At 54.0% G+C, this 14117-nt stretch carries 15 protein-coding genes; all 15 read right to left on the reverse strand.

The features are described 5' to 3' along the window. Window positions 1–44: 44 nt before the first annotated feature. Window positions 45–1553, reverse strand: coding sequence for a ribonuclease G (gene rng / locus G506_RS0106100; protein ID WP_156904815.1), 1509 nt, complete (start codon window positions 1551–1553; stop codon window positions 45–47). A 6-nt stretch (window positions 1554–1559) separates the two neighbouring features. After that, a complete protein-coding gene (locus G506_RS0106105; protein WP_028116089.1) occupies window positions 1560–2150 on the reverse strand; it encodes a Maf family protein in 591 nt (196 codons plus the stop codon). 12 nt (window positions 2151–2162) lie between these two features. After that, window positions 2163–2651: a rod shape-determining protein MreD gene (mreD, locus tag G506_RS0106110; RefSeq protein WP_028116090.1), complete on the reverse strand. Its 489-nt coding sequence runs from the start codon at window positions 2649–2651 to the stop codon at window positions 2163–2165. Continuing rightward, window positions 2648–3472, reverse strand: a complete 825-nt coding sequence (gene mreC, locus G506_RS19010; protein ID WP_035387082.1) for a rod shape-determining protein MreC — start codon at window positions 3470–3472, stop codon at window positions 2648–2650. The genes mreD and mreC overlap by 4 nt, the downstream gene beginning before the upstream one ends. A gap of 14 nt (window positions 3473–3486) precedes the next feature. Then, window positions 3487–4530: a rod shape-determining protein gene (locus G506_RS0106120; protein ID WP_028116091.1), complete on the reverse strand. Its 1044-nt coding sequence runs from the start codon at window positions 4528–4530 to the stop codon at window positions 3487–3489. Between the two features lie 172 nt (window positions 4531–4702). Then, complete coding sequence (locus tag G506_RS0106125) at window positions 4703–8395, reverse strand: DUF6701 domain-containing protein (protein ID WP_169628077.1); 3693 nt, start codon at window positions 8393–8395, stop codon at window positions 4703–4705. 7 nt (window positions 8396–8402) lie between these two features. Next, window positions 8403–8831 (reverse strand): hypothetical protein, encoded by a 429-nt coding sequence (locus tag G506_RS20365; RefSeq protein WP_051201949.1) that lies wholly within the window; start codon window positions 8829–8831, stop codon window positions 8403–8405. Then, window positions 8821–9651 (reverse strand): type II secretion system protein, encoded by an 831-nt coding sequence (locus G506_RS20370; protein WP_028116093.1) that lies wholly within the window; start codon window positions 9649–9651, stop codon window positions 8821–8823. Before G506_RS20370 ends, G506_RS20365 begins: the two co-directional genes overlap by 11 nt. Continuing rightward, window positions 9651–10157 (reverse strand): type IV pilus modification PilV family protein, encoded by a 507-nt coding sequence (locus G506_RS0106140; RefSeq protein ID WP_051201950.1) that lies wholly within the window; start codon window positions 10155–10157, stop codon window positions 9651–9653. Before G506_RS0106140 ends, G506_RS20370 begins: the two co-directional genes overlap by 1 nt. Further along, complete coding sequence (locus G506_RS20630) at window positions 10144–10620, reverse strand: type II secretion system protein (RefSeq protein WP_084631204.1); 477 nt, start codon at window positions 10618–10620, stop codon at window positions 10144–10146. Before G506_RS20630 ends, G506_RS0106140 begins: the two co-directional genes overlap by 14 nt. Window positions 10621–10641: 21 nt before the next feature. Further along, window positions 10642–11118, reverse strand: coding sequence for a type II secretion system protein (locus G506_RS21235; protein ID WP_028116096.1), 477 nt, complete (start codon window positions 11116–11118; stop codon window positions 10642–10644). A 39-nt stretch (window positions 11119–11157) separates the two neighbouring features. Beyond that, a complete protein-coding gene (locus G506_RS0106155; protein WP_028116097.1) occupies window positions 11158–11715 on the reverse strand; it encodes a prepilin-type N-terminal cleavage/methylation domain-containing protein in 558 nt (185 codons plus the stop codon). A 36-nt stretch (window positions 11716–11751) separates the two neighbouring features. Continuing rightward, window positions 11752–12354 carry a prepilin-type N-terminal cleavage/methylation domain-containing protein gene (locus tag G506_RS0106160; RefSeq protein ID WP_028116098.1) on the reverse strand — a complete coding sequence of 201 codons (603 nt, stop codon included), beginning with the start codon at window positions 12352–12354 and terminating at the stop codon, window positions 11752–11754. Window positions 12355–12474: 120 nt separating this feature from the next. Then, window positions 12475–12900 carry a hypothetical protein gene (locus tag G506_RS0106165; RefSeq protein WP_028116099.1) on the reverse strand — a complete coding sequence of 142 codons (426 nt, stop codon included), beginning with the start codon at window positions 12898–12900 and terminating at the stop codon, window positions 12475–12477. Next, complete coding sequence (locus tag G506_RS0106170) at window positions 12900–14117, reverse strand: type II secretion system F family protein (RefSeq protein WP_028116100.1); 1218 nt, start codon at window positions 14115–14117, stop codon at window positions 12900–12902. Before G506_RS0106170 ends, G506_RS0106165 begins: the two co-directional genes overlap by 1 nt.

The following is a 14117-nucleotide window of genomic DNA, read 5'->3' on the forward strand; positions in this document are numbered from 1 at the left end:
TTGAACGGCGCCCACCGCCAATCGCAAGGTGAACGTCAGGTGAATCACATCATCACCACATCGAACTTATCTTGGTGGTACAGCGGTTCCGGCTTTAACCGCACCCGCTTGCCCAGAAACACTTCCAGTTCCGCCAGACTGGCAGCTTCGTCACCGCTAAGCAGGTTTTCCACTTGCGGCGCCAGATACACCACGAACTCATCCACGTCGTAGGAGCGGTTAACCCGCAGGATCTCGCGGAAGATCTCGTTGCAGACGGTTTCTGGGGTTTTCAACTGACCAGTGCCACGACAGGATGGGCACTCGCCACAGAGCACATGCTCCAAGCTTTCGCGGGTGCGCTTGCGGGTCATCTCCACCAAACCAAGTTGCGACAAGCCACTGATGCTGGTTTTGACCCGATCCTGCGCCAGCGCCAACTCCAACCCGTGCAGCACCCGTTGCTTATGCTCTTCGGAGATCATGTCGATAAAATCGATAATGATGATCCCGCCAAGGTTGCGCAGTCGCAGTTGGCGGGCGATCGCTTGGGTCGCTTCTTGGTTGGTGTTGAAGATGGTCTCTTCTAAGTTGCGATGGCCGACAAACGCGCCGGTGTTGATGTCGATGGTCGTCATCGCTTCGGTTTGATCGATGATCAGGTAACCACCGGATTTCAGTTCGACCTTACGCTGCAGCGCTCGCTGGATCTCATTTTCAACGTCATAGAGATCGAAGATCGGCGCTTTGCCACGGTACAGTTCTACCCCAGCGCTGACCTCTGGCATAAATTCAGAGACAAACTCTTTCAGCTGCTCATAGGCTTCTGGCGAGTCCACTTGCACTCGGTCAAGCGAGCACACCACCAGATCCCGCACCACCCGCAGCGGCAGCGATGGCTCTTCGTACAGCAAGGTCACTGACTGCTTTTTTGAGGTCGGCGCGCGCTGGCGACGCTCTTGCACCTTTTTCCACACTCGGCGCAGATACGCCGCGTCATGGGCCAGCTCCAATTCGCTGGCGCCATCGGCGGCGGTACGAATAATGAAACCGCCATCGCTATCAACAAACTGGCCGACAATCGTCTTTAAGCGATCGCGCTCACCGTGCGCTTCCACCCGCTGTGAGACGCCAACATGGGCTGCCCCAGGCATAAACACCAGATAACGCGAAGGCAGAGTGATATCGGTGGTCAGCCGCGCGCCTTTGGTGCCCAGTGGATCTTTGACCACCTGCACCACAATCTCTTGCCCTTGGCGCACCAAGGCCGAGATATCTTGGCTGCGAAACTGCTTGGCATCCGCGTCGTCGACGCACTCGGTGTGCGGCACAATGTCAGAGGCATGCAAAAACGCCGCCCGCTCTTGGCCGATATCGACAAACGCCGCCTGCATCCCCGGTAACACCCGGGTCACTTTGCCGCGGTAGATATTGCCAACCAAACCACGACGGGAACGGCGCTCAATATGCACCTCTTGCAACATTCCATGTTCCACCAGCGCGACCCGAGTTTCGGTCGGCGAGGCGTTAACCAGCAGCTCCGTGCTGATGCCGTTGTGGTTACGATTGTTCATCAAAATTTATCCGCTTATCGCCGCCACACTGGCGTCGATCAATTGTTTGGTTTCCACCAGTGGCAAGCCCACCACCGCGGAGTAGCTGCCGTTGATGGCCACCACAAAGTTGCCACCCAGCCCCTGAATGCCGTAGCTGCCGGCTTTATCCGCCGGTTCGCCAGTGTCCCAATAGGCGTCGATTTCACTGTCGGTCAAGTGGCAGAACTGCACCTCGGTGACCACCAGTTGCACTTGGCAACCTTGCTGGCTTGCTACCGCAATCGCGGTCATCACTTGGTGACTGCGACCACTAAGCCGACGCAGAGTTCGCACAGCATCGGCTTTATCCAAAGGTTTACCGAGGATCTCGCCATCCAACACAACGATGGTGTCCGAACCAAGCACCAGCGCCGTTGCTGCTGGTGCTTGGTCAAGTTGCGCCAGTCCTGCCGCTGCTTTGGCTTGCGCTAAGCGCTGCACTAGCGCTGCGGCGGATTCGCCCGCCAGCGGCGTTTCATCCAGTTCCGGACTTAGGCACTGGAACTGATAACCCAATTGGCCTAACAGTTGCTGCCGACGCGGCGAGGTCGATGCCAGATAGAGAGAGTGACGCATGCTCATCCTTAATTAACGGATCTTAAAACGACGCCGAACTTGTCCCAGCAGCCAGTGAGCCCACGGCCACAGAGCGGCGGTAAGTAAGGCCGGCTTTAGCAAAGCCCAATTAAGCTGCTGCAGATCATTACCGAGGTAGTCATGAACAATGATCACCGCTTGCGATATCAGGGCAAAAATTCCGACCAAACAGAGCTGATGCCAGACGGTAAAGTGGCGCAATTTTTGATATTGCACCGCCACCATAAAGGCGACGATCGCCAGCGCAAAACCGCGCACCCCAAGGGTGGCACCGAGCAGGACATCAAGGACGATACCAGCAAGGCAAGCCGACAGAATATTAAAGCGGTGTGGCAATGCCAGCACCCAATACACCACCGTTAGCAGCAGCCAATCTGGCCGCCACGGGGCCAGCAGCTCTGGCATCGGCATAATCTGCAGCAGCAACGCCAACAGCAGCGTTAGCCAAAGCACGCCACGGCCATGGGCACGTTCGTTCATGGCAATGCTCCTTCGGTTTGCCACAACAGCAGCAGATAACGGATGCGGGCCAACTGCGCCGTCGGTTCGGCCTTGATCTCGGCAAAGGTCGCGCCTTCTGCCCGTTCCACCGAGGTCACCTGCGCCACTGGATAACCTTCGGGAAAGCGACCGCCCAGCCCCGAAGAGGTCAGTAAGTCACCCACCCGAATGTCGGTATTCATCGCCACATTGGGCAGTTCCAACTGATTGCTGCGACCACTGCCATGAGCAATGGCGCGAATATCATTACGGGCGTTACGAACTGGAATGGCGTGGGTTAGATCGCTGATCAACAATACCGTCGCGGTCAGTTCAGTCACCGCGATCACCTGCCCAGCAACACCGAGACTGTCGAGCACCGGTTGGCCAACGTAGACGTTATTCTGGGTGCCTTTGTTGATCAGAACTTGGTGTTTGTGAGGATCTTGGTCAACCGATATCACCTCGGCGACCACTCGGCGGGAATCAAGGCTAACTGGCGAGTCTAACAGCGCGCGCAGCCGTCGGTTTTCCTGTTCTAGGTGCGACAACCGCTGCAAGCGCTCGGCGTTTAGCAAGTGCTGTCGTTGCAGATCGTGGTTTTGATTTAATAACGAGTCGCGACTGGCCAAATTGGCGCTGGCCGCTTCATACAATGCCGCTGGCATCGCCGCCACAAACTGCAGCGGGCTGAACAGAGTGCCCAGCGCCGCGCGCAGCGGTTGCAACTGCTGATTAAAAATCATCAGTCCCAGACACAACAGCACCGCCATAGCGAGGCGGTACTGTAGGGCGATGCCACGAAGGAAGAATGGCTTCATAGCCGGTGGTTCCCTTAATCGTCAGCGAAGACGTCACCACCGTGCATGTCGATCATCTCCAATGCCTTGCCGCCACCACGGGCCACACAAGTCAGTGGATCGTCGGCTACCACTACTGGAATGCCGGTCTCTTCTTGCAGCAGACGGTCGAGATCTTTCAGCAGCGCGCCGCCACCGGTCAGCACCATGCCGCGCTCGGAGATATCCGACGCCAACTCTGGTGGTGACTGCTCTAGCGCGGTCATTACCGCCGATACGATGCCAGACAGCGGCTCTTGCAGCGCTTCTAGGATCTCGTTGGAGTTCAGGGTAAAGCTGCGTGGCACGCCCTCGGCCAAGTTACGGCCACGGACCTCAATTTCACGCACTTCGTCGCCCGGGTAAGCGGAACCGATTTCGTGCTTGATGCGCTCGGCGGTCGCTTCGCCAATCAGGCTGCCGTAGTTACGGCGAACGTAGTTGATGATCGCGTCATCAAACTTATCACCGCCAATCCGTACCGAAGAGGAGTAAACGATGCCGTTCAGGGAGATGATCGCCACTTCAGTGGTACCACCACCGATATCAACCACCATGGAGCCGGTCGCTTCGGAAACCGGCAAACCCGCGCCGATGGCCGCTGCCATTGGCTCATCAATCAGGTACACCTCACGGGCGCCAGCACCCATCGCTGACTCTTTGATAGCACGACGCTCTACTTGGGTCGAACCACAAGGGATACACACCAGCACTCGTGGGCTTGGGCGGAAAACGCTGTTGTCGTGTACTTGCTTAATGAAGTGCTGCAGCATCTTCTCGGTGACGTAGAAATCGGCGATTACGCCATCTTTCATTGGTCGGATGGCGCTGATGTTGCCAGGGGTACGGCCGAGCATCTGCTTCGCATCGTGACCTACCGCGGCCACGCTTTTCGGGCCTGCGGAGCGTTCCTGACGGATCGCTACTACTGAGGGTTCATTCAACACAATGCCTTGATCTTTTACATAGATCAGGGTGTTGGCTGTACCCAAATCGATAGAAAGGTCATTGGAAAACAGACCACGAATTTTTTTAAACATGTACCGTACCCGTGAGTCGAAAACTGGGGGAGAGATGAAAGATGGGTAACTTTACCAACCCCCCAGAAGTGGCACAAGGTAGATATCACTCACAAAGCCCCGATAAATGGCGGTTTTGCGGAAAAGCTCTAACAATGCCTTAACCCAATTCGGGATCCATTCAGAATCGGCACTAACGCAGCTCGCGGCGGTAGATCACCCGATCATTGCCACGGTAGCGGCCAAAAGTGATGGTGGCTTGTGGATTACATAGATGACTGCCGTTATTACAGAGCACTTCGCTATGATCAGAATCATCACGTGGCCACCACCATTGCAGATGCGATAAGTTCGAGCGCTGCAACCACGGTTCAAGAGTTAGCATCTGCCGCTTGCCATCATTTGCCACGGTTACGCTGCCCTGACCACCCTGCAACTGACCACCGCCACTCACTGCATCTTCTATCAATGGCTCATCGACACTGCTGGCTTGCCATAGAACTGCCGCCGAAGGATCTATCACGCTGCAACTGTCGTCGCCATTCAGTTGGTAATAACTGCCATTGTAATACTGCGCCTGAACCGGCACCGACAACGATTGCTCTGGGTGGCCATAAACCGCTTGCAGCGCCAATCGACCATCACGCCATTGGGTCCCGGCAATGTCGTTCAACGACACCGATTCGCACTCCGGTGCAGTGGAACGGCGACGCACACAGATACCATCCTGATCGGTCAGCGGGGCACTTTCGACAGTCAAATCCAACTGTGCCGAATATGGCGTTTTGGGGGTAACGGCACGGTCATAACGGACAAGTAGATCCGCCAAAGTTAAGGTTCGGGCTGCTGGATTGGCGTCGAGCCGTAACCCACTAAGCTGAACCAGTTCAGCGCCATCGCTACCGCTGAGGTAATCGCCCATTGGTGTGGTTTCAGTGGCGCCAGTGCTTGATCCAATGCGCCAAAATTCATCAATGTAATTTTCAGTAAGATCATCGCTAGCCCCGTAGCCTTGCAACGCTAATTTCGGTGCCACGGCAAACGGAATCGTCTGTCCTCGATAGCTCATTGGCCCGCAGTAACTGGCCAATTTCCCCTGGTCGCTGAGTTGCCAATCGACCTTGAGATAGGCCGGCGTGAACCGCCCCATAGGCCGACTTTCCACGGCAATCGGGTAACCCAAGAAAGTCCAGCCTTGATTACTGTCTGGTAACCACTGAAACACTCCAACTTCCGTGGTTCGGGCATCAACGGTGCGACGTCCTAAATTTTCAGGATTCAGGCGCACCTTGCTACTGGTAGGACTGATAGCTCCGCCGATAGGAGCAAGCAACTGTGGCTTAAGCACTACCGAGTCATGGCTAAAATTACGCGTCACAAGAATGTCTGGCGTAGCGACATCGTAATCAATCGAACCATCGCCATCTTTATCGTGTTGCGGCTGATAACACGCCGCAATCACGCTAAGATCAAAGGTTTTTTGAGCCACACCAGTGGCCTCACAGCTGCTGTCTGCCGCTGGGCAGACGAGATCGGAAGTAACCAAGATACGATCCGGAATTAGACTGATCTCAGTCTCACCACTGAGTTCAACCGGCCGCTGTGGAGTTCCAATCTGCAATCTTGCCGCTAATGCAAATTGACCAACGTCATTGTAAAGGTATTGCAACTGGGTTCGTCCGGACTGATCAAATTCAACCGTCAGTTCACCTTGACCACTTATCGGGTCTAAGTTGAGCGTGCTATCGCCAGCGCCGGTCACCACAATATCAACATCGGCCAACGGCTTGGCCGGTCGCAAAGCGCGGCTAGTCAATTGCAGTGTTTGCGCCCCAACCAACAGTGGATCGCAGCGGCGCGGATCGCCACTATTGCTGGCAACCGCTGCAATATCAATTTGCTGAGTTTGACAGCCAAGGCCTACGGCAGAGGCGGAACTAAGTTGCAGGCCGCTGCGCGCAAAATACACTCCACAGTTTGGATCCAATTTTCCCGCGACGTAGCAACGAACCTCAGCATCATCACTTGGCCGAATCGCGACTTGCGTCAGGCTGTCTGGCTGTCCCCACAAGTTTACCGTGGTAGCGCCTGTGAAGCTGATGACATCACCCTGCTGCCAATCGCCAGCGGGGCTCAATTGAACCACGCTTCGATCATTGCGTAGCTCACTACAATCTTGGTTGGCGCAGGCTTTGATAGTAACCGCTTCGGCCAAGCAACTAATGCCTTCGCCATCATGCTCAATGCGATAATGATTGGTAGCAGGGGCGCAGTGATTCAGGTTGGCCGCCGGCACCACCTTAAATTCGGGTTCACCTTTCAAGCGCCAATAAAGCCGTTGAGCAGCCCACCCCCGAAACTCATGATGTCGAAACTGCAGTTGATACCAGCCTTTGGTCAAAGTGCGGGTGATCGGATTGGTCTTGCCCTGATTCACCTCATGCTCAGACGCTGGGGAGTGGGTACCGTAATAACCCGTGGCGTAACTGCCAGCAAACCACAGTTCGGTCGCATCATCACCATTAATCGCAATCTCATAAACGCCATCATTGGGGATATAAATAGCGCCGTTGATCAGCCCAAGATAGTTATCTTGATGTTTACCATGGGGGTGTTCGAAATTCAGTGGCTCATTAATCTGCGCCAGTATCGAAGACCCCAACAAGCGTTTCGGTACGGCATACCGATCCACCATCCGTTGAAAATCCGCCGCATTTTGCGGAGAGTCCGGCTTGAAACCATTGGTTTTATATACCGACCACTGCAAACCGTTATCTAATGCAGTCCCCACTGGGCATTGAAATTGCGACACTGGGGCATCACAACTGCCCCCCATGCCAGCGGGGATCACCGAACTGTCATAGGTTGCAGAACTCCACGTGGTTAATGACACATTGGCAGCACTGGCAACCCCGGAAAAGGCGACTTTGGCGGTTAGCGTAAGATCGCCTTCCGCATATATTGCTGCTTTAAGTTTATTTTGCATTGCAATATTTATTGCGCCCCTGGCATAAATCTCCACATGCTCATTACTACCCGCTTCTTGAATAAATGCCGATGATGAATTTCCTAAATCGACATCTAACTTATTAACATTAAGGGTTGTTAATCCTTCTGCTAAAAATTCCGTTGTGTGGCCAACACTAAAATCAACTACATTAATTACTGATTCATATGCGGCGACTTTAAACTTGCGATAAGTCTTAATCTGTAACTTATTAAATGGATGAGCAGATAACTTAGCATCTACTTCAAAATTGCCAGAAAACAGCCAATCTTGGTACGCTACCAATTTTAGTTCACCACCAGACTGGATTATTTTGCCATCATATTGACCATTGACATTTTTGGCATGGAGGGTATTGCTCCCCTCTTTAGCAAAGATGCCACCGCCCCAATCAGTAGCAATTATAAGCTCTTTGACATAAATGGTATGCCCCTCTAAATATAGCTTTGCGCCATTACTTAGTGTCAGCTTGTCAAAATAATAGGTTCGGTAGTCATCGGACAACTCAAGCTCACAATGATGGGATATGCTTACTTCGGCAAAACTATTACCTGTGTAATCATCTTCCCCTAGTTCAATTTCATCACTGGTAGTACAGGTTACTATTTTATTACCTGAATATTCTGGAAAATCATCAATAACTTCCAATGGCGGCAACGCAATTTTAGCGGTGACGATATTGTTAATCTGACAGCTAGGCTTGTTACAGGCAGAGGCAACAAACTCATAGGTTTTGTCGGGATCATTAAATAAACCTCCGGTAGTATCTACCGTTAGAGTTCCAGCGGCATGACTTTGAAATAGGCTTGGAAATACCGCATCACATTGCGCTGCAGCCGCGGCATAACAGCAGTAGAACATAACCAACCAGCCAAACAACGTGCGCTTAATCATAGGCCAGTGCCTCTATGGTGCGGCTGACCGCCAGGTTATCTGGGCCGCAAGTCGCTTTCGCCATTATGACAAAGCGCTGCTGAATCGGAGTTTCGGTAACGCTTTGATGGCGGCAACTGACCGTCACATTACAGTTATTAAATCCAATCACATCGGCAAGGCCTTGGCCAACAGCAAGAGTGCGGTTAGCGCCACGGCAACTCTCAACGGCACTATTGGCACCGCGATTTAAGACTTCAGCCAAGCCCCAATCAACGCCGCTATTGGCCGCCGCTAGGCTGCGACTGCCCAAAATATCTAAGGTTTGATTATTGTCTTCCAACTGAAGCGACTCCGCCAATACCAATGCCAGCAGCGCCATCACTGAGATAACAAACACCGCCAGCAGCAGGGCCGCCCCCTGTTGCGCGTTACGGGACATTGAACACCTGCGCCTGTTGTTGATACCACTGCTGGTCGTCGCCAGCGGTCAGCAACCATTGCCAACGCACCAGATTGTTTTGCGTCAGAGTAGGCGGTAGCGATACAAAGGGACACTCACGATCAATGCTTTGATTCAGATCGCAACCGTTTAAATCGTTACCAAGCCCCTGTCCCATCAGCACACCATTACGACTCAATTGGCCGCGCTCATTGGCACACCAACGAATCTTCTCGTCAACGATGAAATAACGCTCTCCAACCGCATAACTGACTGCAGTTAATGCCTGTTGAAGTTGCAATTGCACCGTCTGACAATCCGCTTGGGTAGGCAAGCACCGCGCACTTTCAATCGCCGCACTGAAAATCTGGTCTTGACCGTTGCTAGCAAAACGTTCGATCAATATCAGAGTTTTTCCTTCACAGCCTCGGCAGTTATTGGTGCTGCCACAACAGCTGGGGGGGTAAGCCAACAACGCCTTGGGATTGCTCGCCAGTGGCGCCGCAAGGTAACGTTCTGATCCCGCTAAGGTGGTCAGTGACAAGCAGATCTCCGCTTCAACGCCACCTTCACTACGAGTTACGTTGATGCTGCCAGGCACGGCATTTTGCACATCTAACGTCAGTCGCTGGGAAGCATAACGGACATCTCCCTGCTGCTGTTGCCACGAGGTACTGTCGGCGTAGATCTGCGCCCCAAAACCGATAAAACTGGTGATCCCAACAGCAAGGATCCCCAGCACCATAATCACCAGCACCAGTTCGACTAACGTGAACCCCGCCAGTAACTTCAAGCGACGCCGAGTCGTTAATCGAGACATCAAAAATTGCCTCGCAATTGCTGAAATTGCAGTATCTCTTGGCTGGGAGTGGTAATCGCAACCGTCAACAACTTCGCCCCTCCACGCCATGTTGGGTTCGTCAATGACGACTCGCAACTGACAGCTATCGTAACCAAATAGCGAGCGTATTGCGGCTCCCCTAGCAGTTGCTCGCCATTACCATCAAAGCCGTGGAACTGATCAAGTTCATGAAAATGACCCACCTGCGCAGGATCACCACACTGCGCCCCGGCACAGCAAAGAGCGCCACTAAAAGGGATGGTGCCACCGCCCACCGGTGTTTGTTCATCGAATGGCCGACCGGCCAATTCACCCAGCACCGCCTGTGCAAGTTGCGCCGCTTTGGCTCGGTGCAAACTGTCGGCACTGCGTTCGGCCAGCGGCAGCAGTAACGTCGCCAACAGCGTCAGTGCAATCGCCAACACGGTGATCCCGACAACTAACTCAACTAAAGTAAAACCGGCACCGCGCTTAGGGCAATGCATGGATATAACCCTCGGCTTCGATCTGCACGCTAATCGGCGGTATTCCAGCGATCACCAACCGGCATCCTTGCAGGCAGTTATCAAAGGCGGGACGCCCCAGATCATCAAGGCTAACGGTAAACTGACTGCGATTGCCGTGTTTGAGCGGCGCATCACCGAGCGGTTGAGCAGCGAAGCGACAATGTTGGTCACTGCCGTCAAGGCATGGCTGAGTACCCAACTGCTGGCATTGCCCTGCCAATTTGAATTGTTGGTCAGTGACTTGCAGTTGGCATTGCTGCCCAGCCAAGCGGGACTGTTGCAGCGCCCGCAACTGCGCCACCAGCGCATCTGCATTCAGCTGCGTCTGAAATTCACTGGATGCAAAAAAGCGCGGTGCTACCGTGACAGCGAGGATGGCGATCAACACCGTGGTGACCACCAGCTCTATCAGGGTAAAACCGCGCGTTTTAGGGTGCGACATGCGCTGTTCGCTTAGGGCAAATTAGCAACCGTCAGCGGTGCCAGTACCTTCGCTGTTGGTCAGTTCATTAAAGCTCGCAGATGCGCCAGAAGTGGCTTGATTGTATTGCAGGTAACACTTCTCTGCATCCACACCTTTTTGCTTAATCTTAATTGAACCAGCATCAACATCCTCTGTGACAAATTCCCAATCAGCAACTTCACCATCAAGCAGTGCAGTCAGCGCAGTATCCTTAGCCAGCGCTTCACCGTAAATCGTTAAGACACCACCCACATCTACGCCAGCGGCAACCTCACTTTTCTCTTTGCCATCAATAATTGCCTTGGCCTTAACGATGGAGTTACCGCTGTCGATGGCACCTTTCAGGCCATTCAGGGTCGCCACCCGCGCATCAGAGGAGATATCGATAAACTTCGGTGCTGCCACTGCGGCGAGGATGCCGAGGATCACGATTACCACTACCAGTTCGATTAAGGTAAAACCTTTTTGCTTGTTCATAACTACTTCCAACTACTTTTTAAAACGACTTAAAAGGGATTAATTAGTGCGACTAAAGGTGGTCACTTGACCGGTTTCAGGACGGTATTCAAAACCGACATAACTGCGACCAGCTTCAACAGCATCAGCAGTTGCAGGAACCTCATCACCTTGCTCCAGTCCCAACGAGTACAGCTGCACGTAGGTACACAAGCGATCTGCGCCAGCACCCTCACCCCAGACTACGAAGCGATCGCCGTCAGCAAAGGTATCAGCAGTAGTCAGCTTGGGGCTGCTACTCAACGATTGCGTCATAGCAAGTGCACATTGCTGACGCTCATCTACACCACTGTTGCCATCTGGGTATCCGTTGCCATTCACATCTACGGTAATGCCATCAATGGCAACTTCGCCAGCCGGACGACCATCCACTTCCCATTGGCCGCGCACTAAGCCAACGGCGGAGGCAAAGCCACCAGCGACGCCTTCGGCGGAGGCCACTTCGGCCTCATCAGTCAGATTGATAAATCGTGGCAGCGCCACTGCGGCCAACAAGCCAAGTACCACGACGACGATGACCAGCTCTACAAAGGTAAAGCCCTGTTGCTTGGTTTTCATGGTTGATACCCCTTTTCTCACAAAGTCCAAGTCCATTTAGTTGCTCTGATTGAGCTGATTAAATACCGCTACCTCTCCGGTAACGACATTGAAACTGAAGCCGAGCACCCCAGCGCTGCTGTCGGTTAAGCGGTTGCGCCCGCGCACTCGGCCATTGTCTTGGCGCACATCTAATGAGGGCACCCAAAAGTAATTGCATTGCGAGCGCGACGAGTTTCCGTCGATGTCGACATTTTGACGGCGTGCATAATAGTCGAAGTCGCGGACATCGGCATTAGCTATCGCCGCTTTTGGTGCACTGGGTAACACCTCGTTCAGCATTTGTTGGCAACTGCGATTGTTGATGTTGGTGCCGTCCTGATTACGGCCAGCGCTCGGGTAGCCGTAGCGATTGATCCCGATGGTAACGCCATCAAGATTGATTTCACTGGGTTTTCCCTCTGTCAGCCACTGCCCTTTATAAAGCATCACGGCACTGGCAAAGCCGCCAGCGACGCCTTCGACGGCGGCAATTTCCGCTTCATCAACGACATCAATAAAGCGCGGCAACGCCACCGCCGCCAACAATCCCAGCACGACCACCACCACGACCAGTTCAACAAAAGTGAAACCTTGGTTGCGTTTTGCTACTGAGTCCAAGTTAACCTCACTTGCGCTTACAATCCGGCCGCCAAATATCTTTAATTTGGCGACACAATTGTTACATCTATCCAGCCCCGATACCCTGCGCTAGGTCACGCCAGCCTCTGATCATGAGGTTTATTGGCTGACCACACTGCCGGTGGCAGGGAAGTAACGTAGCTGCCGCTCGACTTGCAGTTGAAAATGGCAGTGATCCTGCTGCCACTGGCTGTGGCTTAGCAGCGCCAGCGCCGGCGCCCCCATCAATTGTTGCCACAACAAGCGGCAACCTTGCTGCGGCTGCGGCCAGCCGTTGGTAGTCGGCAACAACATGGTGATCTGCTCTGGGTTACGCCAGCGCACCTGCAGCGGTTGCCCCTGCAACAGCCATTCACTGCGCACGCCATTGACCGACATCAGCAGCCGTTGTTGCAGCAAGCCGTTGGCTGGCGCATGCAGATCGATGGTCGGTGTGGTGCTGTAAAACACCATCAATAGCAACAGCAGCAGCGCCAACGGCAGCAGTGGTCGGTAGCCGCGGCGACGCCCCAACAGCACCATCATTAACGGCCTTGTACCGCGCTGAACATATCCCACATCGGCAGGTAGATCCCAAGCGCCAACACCATCAGCATCACTGCAACCACCGCCAACATGATCGGCTCAATTTTGGCGGTCAGCCCTTTCAGTTCATGATCCACTTCGCGGTCATAAAATTCGGCGGCGTCATCCAGCAGCTCATCCAGCCGCCCGGTGGCCTCGCCGACGCTGATCATCTGCATCACCAATGAGGTAAACATCTGGCTTTGCCCCGACACCCGCAGCAAACTTTCACCACCTTCGATGCCCCGGCGCATGGCCACGATCCGCTGTTCAAAAAAATGATTATCGACCGCTGCCGACACCAGTTGCAGAGCTCGGTTAATCGGCACCCCGCCCCGCAACATCATCGCCAAGCTACGACAGTAGCGACTTAAGGTGGCGCGGCTGATCAAACTGCCAAGGATCGGCTGGCGCAGTTTGTAGCGATCCCATCTATAGCGGCCCGTGTCGGTAGTCAGGTAAGCGCGCACCGAGACCACACTGGCAAACAACAGCAGCAACATCGCCCACCAGTAATTGACGAACAGATCGGAGGTGCCGATCAGAATTCGCGTCGGCAGCGGCAACTCGGCGCCGAATTTGGCAAACATCGAGGCAAACTTGGGGATCACCAAAATATTCAACACCACCATGGCGATGGCGATCACTGTCACCACGATGGTTGGGTAGCGCATCGCCGCTTGGATCTGGCGCTTGGTGGCGGTCTCCTGCTCGATATGTTGATACAACCGGCCAAAAGCCTCATCCAGGTTACCGGTGTTCTCGCCAACGTGAACCATCGCGACATACAGCGGATTAAACACCCGCGGGTGTTTATTCATCGCCGCCGACAGACTGAAGCCCTGCACCAGTTGTTCGCGCAGATCCACCAAGGTCGCTTTCATCAGTTGGTTGTCTTGACCCTCGGCCAGCCCCGCCAACGCCTGCAACAGCGGTACCCCAGATTTGGTTAGCGATTGCAGCTGCCGGGTAACCAATAACAGCACCGCCGTCGGCACCTTGGGTTGCAGCAAGGCTTGCCACTTTAGGCGCTGGCGTTCGTTGTAGGGCTCGAGCTGCAGCGGGATCACCCCTTTGCGCATCAGTTGCTCCATCGCCGCCCCTTCGCTGTTGGCCTCCAATGTGCCTTTCACCAGCGCGCCACTGGGATCGCGCCCTTGATAGCGATATTGACTCAT

Source organism: Ferrimonas senticii DSM 18821 (genome assembly GCF_000422665.1).
GTDB classification, from domain to species: Bacteria; Pseudomonadota; Gammaproteobacteria; order Enterobacterales; family Shewanellaceae; genus Ferrimonas; species Ferrimonas senticii.

What these genes read in the sequence shown, in the direction of transcription:
- G506_RS20630 (WP_084631204.1), bottom strand. Translation starts at nt 10,620, where the DNA reads ATGTCGCACCCTAAAACGCGCGGTTTTACCCTGATAGAGCTGGTGGTC.
- G506_RS0106105 (WP_028116089.1), bottom strand. Translation starts at nt 2,150, where the DNA reads ATGCGTCACTCTCTCTATCTGGCATCGACCTCGCCGCGTCGGCAGCAA.
- G506_RS0106170 (WP_028116100.1), bottom strand. Translation starts at nt 14,117, where the DNA reads ATGAGTCAATATCGCTATCAAGGGCGCGATCCCAGTGGCGCGCTGGTG.
- G506_RS21235 (WP_028116096.1), bottom strand. Translation starts at nt 11,118, where the DNA reads ATGAACAAGCAAAAAGGTTTTACCTTAATCGAACTGGTAGTGGTAATC.
- mreC (WP_035387082.1), bottom strand. Translation starts at nt 3,472, where the DNA reads ATGAAGCCATTCTTCCTTCGTGGCATCGCCCTACAGTACCGCCTCGCT.
- rng (WP_156904815.1), bottom strand. Translation starts at nt 1,553, where the DNA reads ATGAACAATCGTAACCACAACGGCATCAGCACGGAGCTGCTGGTTAAC.
- G506_RS20365 (WP_051201949.1), bottom strand. Translation starts at nt 8,831, where the DNA reads ATGTCCCGTAACGCGCAACAGGGGGCGGCCCTGCTGCTGGCGGTGTTT.
- G506_RS20370 (WP_028116093.1), bottom strand. Translation starts at nt 9,651, where the DNA reads ATGTCTCGATTAACGACTCGGCGTCGCTTGAAGTTACTGGCGGGGTTC.
- G506_RS0106140 (WP_051201950.1), bottom strand. Translation starts at nt 10,157, where the DNA reads ATGCATTGCCCTAAGCGCGGTGCCGGTTTTACTTTAGTTGAGTTAGTT.
- G506_RS0106120 (WP_028116091.1), bottom strand. Translation starts at nt 4,530, where the DNA reads ATGTTTAAAAAAATTCGTGGTCTGTTTTCCAATGACCTTTCTATCGAT.
- mreD (WP_028116090.1), bottom strand. Translation starts at nt 2,651, where the DNA reads ATGAACGAACGTGCCCATGGCCGTGGCGTGCTTTGGCTAACGCTGCTG.
- G506_RS0106155 (WP_028116097.1), bottom strand. Translation starts at nt 11,715, where the DNA reads ATGAAAACCAAGCAACAGGGCTTTACCTTTGTAGAGCTGGTCATCGTC.
- G506_RS0106165 (WP_028116099.1), bottom strand. Translation starts at nt 12,900, where the DNA reads ATGATGGTGCTGTTGGGGCGTCGCCGCGGCTACCGACCACTGCTGCCG.